Here is a 3,640-nt window from a genome sequence, read left to right on the forward strand (position 1 = left end):
CTGACCGCCGAGTTCGCCTGGGCGCGGATCGCGCCCGGGCCGCGGACCGCGGAGGAGATCCTGCGCATGACGGTGACGAGCGTGGTCATCCCGCCGGTCGCGGTCGCGCACCGGCTCAGGGGCGAGGCGTCGGCGCGGGCAGGAGGGCGCTCGTGATCGGGACCGCCCTGGTGGTGCGGCCCGACAACGCGGGCGACGTCCTGCTGGCCGGCCCGGCCATCCGGGCCGTGGCCGCGGGGGCGCGCGAGGTCGTGCTGCTCGCCGGGCCGCACGGCCGGGCCGCGGGCGAGCTGCTCCCGGGTGTGGACCGCGTGATCGAGTGGCAGACGCCCTGGATCGATCCCGGCCACGTGCCCGCGACCGAGGCCCACATCCTGGGGCTGATCGACGCCGTGCGCGGGATCGCGCCCGACGCGGCGCTGATCCTCACCTCGTTCCACCAGTCGGCCCTGCCGACGGCGCTGCTGCTCCGGATGGCCGGCACGCCGGTGATCGCCGCCATCAGCGCCGACTACCCCGGCTCCCTGCTGGACGTGCGCCACGTCGTCGACGAGGACGTGGACGTGCCGGAGGCCGAGCGCATGCTCGACCTCGCCGGGGCCGCCGGGTTCGCGCTCCCGCCCGGCGACGACGGCCGCCTGGCCGTGCGGACGCCCCTGCCGGAGGTCGACCACTTCACCGGGCCGCCCGGGTACGTCGTGGTCCACCCGGGCACCACGGCCCCGGCGCGTGCCTGGCCCCCGCAACGCTGGGTCGAGGCCGTCGAGGGGCTCCTCGAGGCGGGGGAGCGGGTGGTGGTCACCGGCAGCCCGGGGGAGCGCGAGCTCACCGCCCTCGTGGCCGGGCCCAAGGCGCTGGACCTGGGCGGCGCAACGACGTTCGCCGAGCTCGCCGCCGTCCTCGCCGGGGCGGGCGCCGTCGTGGCGGCCAACACCGGCCCCGCCCACCTGGCCGCCGCCGTCGGCACGCCCGTCGTCAGCCTCTTCGCGCCCGTCGTGCCCGCCGCCCGCTGGGCCCCGTACGGCGTGCCGTCCGTGCTGCTGGGAGACCAGCAGGCTTCCTGCCGGGGGACCCGCGCGAGGGTCTGCCCCGTCCCCGGCCATCCGTGCCTCTCCTCCGTCCGTGGAGATCAGGTCGTCGAGGCGGTCCGCCGCCTCGCCGTCGTGAAAGAGAGGGTGCCATGAGGATCGCCCTGATATCGGAACACGCCAGCCCGCTGGCGACCCTCGGCGGTGTCGACGCGGGCGGGCAGAACGTGCACGTGGCGGCGCTGGCCGTCGCCCTGGCCCAGCGGGGCAACGAGGTCACCGTGCACACCCGGCGGACCTCGCCCGGCCAGCCCGACCGGGTGGAGATGGCGCCCGGGGTCACGGTCGAGCACGTGCCCGCCGGGCCGGCCGAGCAGGTGCCCAAGGACGAGCTCCTGCCGTACATGCGGGAGTTCGCCGAGCACCTCGCCCGCCGCTGGGCGGCCGGGCCGCCCGACGTGGCGCACGCGCACTTCTGGATGAGCGGGCTCGCGACCGTGACGGCGGCCGAGGACCTCGGCGTGCCCGTCGTGCAGACGTTCCACGCGCTCGGCACGGTGAAGCGGCGCTGGCAGGGCGCGGCGGACACCAGCCCGCCCCGGCGCGTCGCGATCGAGCGCGACGTGGGACGCCGCGCGCTCGCGGTGATCGCCACCTGCAGCGACGAGGTCAGGGAGCTGACGGTGATGGGCGTGCCGGCCGACCGGATCACCGTCGTGCCCTGCGGCGTCGACCTGGACACCTTCCGCCCGGACGGCCCGGCCGCCCCCGGCAACGGCCGGCCGCGCGTGCTCAGCATCGGCCGCATGGTGCCGCGCAAGGGCGTGGACACGGTGATCCGGGCGATGCGCCTGGTGCCGGAGGCCGAGCTCGTCGTCGCGGGCGGGGACCCCGCCGACCCGTCCGACGAGGAGACCGCCCGGCTGCGCGAACTGGCCGCCGCCTACGGCCTGGCCGACCGGGTCCACCTGATCGGCGGCGTGGGCCGCCGGGACGTGCCCGCCCTGATGCGCTCGGCCGACGTCCTGGCGACCGTGCCCTGGTACGAGCCGTTCGGCATGGTGCCGCTGGAGGCCCTGGCGTGCGGCGTGCCCGTCGTGGCCTCCGCGGTCGGCGGCCATCTCGACACCGTGGCCGGCTGCGGAGTGCTCGTGCCGCCCCGCCGGCCCCGCGCCCTGGCCCGGGCGCTGTGCGATCTGCTGGCCAGGCCCGCGCTGCGGGCCGCGCTCTCGGCGGCCGGAGTGCGCCGGGCCCGCGCCCGGTACGGCTGGCCGCGGGTGGCCGAGCAGACCGAGTCCGTATATCGCAACCTGATCGGCGGGCGCCTCGGCAGCCTCGCCGCGGCGGGAGGCTGAGCGATGCATCCTCACCTGGCCCGGCTGAGTACCGCGCTGTCGGCGGTCGACCCGGAGACCCCCAAGATCTACGCCTGGGGGTTCAAGCTCGCGGGCGTCCTCGGCGGCGGCGGGCGGCTGCTCGCCTGCGGCAACGGCGGCTCGGCCGCCGAGGCCCAGCACCTGACGGCGGAGCTGGTGGGACGCTACCGCGCCGACCGCCGGCCGTACGCGGCGATCCCGCTGCACGCCGACACCTCGACGCTGACGGCGATCGGCAACGACTTCGGCATGGGGGAGCTGTACGCCCGGCAGGTGCGGGCGCACGGCCGTCCGGGTGACGTGCTGATGTGCCTGTCCACCAGCGGGTCGAGCCCGAACGTCACCGAGGCCGCCGAGGCGGCGCGCGAGTGCGGGCTCACGACGTGGGCGCTCACCGGCCCCGCGCCGAACCCGCTGGCGGACCTGTGCGACGAGTCCATCGCCGTTCCCGCCGGGGACACCGCGACCGTCCAGGAGGTGCACCTCACAGTGATCCACATGCTCTGCGACGTGATCGAGAAGGCGTGCGCGTGACCGGACCCATCGGACCCGTCGTCATCGTCGGAGACTCCCTGCTCGACGTCGACGTCGAGGGCGACGCCACCCGGCTGTGCCCGGACGCGCCCGTCCCTGTGGTGGAGGGGCTGGCGGAGCACCACCGCCCCGGAGGGGCGGGGCTGGCGGCGCTGCTGGCCGCCCGCGACGGCACGGAGGTCGTTCTCGTCACCGCGATCGGGGACGACGCCTCCGGCAGGCGGCTGGAGAGCCTGCTCGCGCCCGCCGTCGAGCTCGTACGGCTGCCGCTGCGCGGGTCCACGGTCCGCAAGACCCGGGTCAGGGCGCGCGGCCAGACGCTGCTGCGGATCGACACCGGAGACGGGGGACCGGCGGCGGACGCGGCCGCGGCGGGCCGGGCGGCGGCCGCGCTGCGAAGGGCCACGGCCGTGCTGGTGGCCGACTACGGCGGAGGCGTGGCCGACCTCCACCGGGACCTCCTGGGCGGCCTCGACGTCCCCCTCGTCTGGGACCCCCATCCCCGCGGCTCGCTCCCGATCCCGGGGTGCGCGCTGGTCACCCCGAGCGAGGCCGAGGCCAGGACGCTGTCCGGCGAGCCGTACGCCCCGGCCGACCGGGCGGCCCGCCGCCTGGTCCGCGACCTCGGCGCGGAGGCCGTCGCCGTCACGCTCGGCGAACGGGGGGCCGTGCTGGCCCGCCGGGGCGGCCGGTTCTGCGCGG

The 3,640-nt window shown here is 77.2% G+C and carries 3 protein-coding genes and 1 pseudogene; all 4 read left to right on the forward strand.

Features of this window, described 5'->3' with window-relative positions; genetic code table 11:
• Positions 1-152: 152 nt before the first annotated feature.
• Positions 153-1,184, forward strand: coding sequence for a glycosyltransferase family 9 protein (locus MPTA5024_RS33300; RefSeq protein ID WP_036331684.1), 1,032 nt, complete (start codon positions 153-155; stop codon positions 1,182-1,184).
• Positions 1,181-2,383: a glycosyltransferase gene (locus MPTA5024_RS33305; RefSeq protein WP_036331686.1), complete on the forward strand. Its 1,203-nt coding sequence runs from the start codon at positions 1,181-1,183 to the stop codon at positions 2,381-2,383. Before MPTA5024_RS33300 ends, MPTA5024_RS33305 begins: the two co-directional genes overlap by 4 nt.
• 3 nt (positions 2,384-2,386) lie before the next feature.
• A complete protein-coding gene (locus tag MPTA5024_RS33310) occupies positions 2,387-2,938 on the forward strand; it encodes a D-sedoheptulose-7-phosphate isomerase (RefSeq protein ID WP_036331688.1) in 552 nt (183 codons plus the stop codon).
• A pseudogene (locus MPTA5024_RS33315) lies at positions 2,935-3,640 on the forward strand (D-beta-D-heptose 1-phosphate adenosyltransferase); the annotation flags it as partial. The gene MPTA5024_RS33310 and the pseudogene MPTA5024_RS33315, both read left to right, overlap by 4 nt.

The sequence above is a fragment of the Microbispora sp. ATCC PTA-5024 genome (assembly GCF_000511135.2).
In the GTDB taxonomy this organism is placed as follows: Bacteria; Actinomycetota; Actinomycetes; order Streptosporangiales; family Streptosporangiaceae; genus Microbispora; species Microbispora corallina.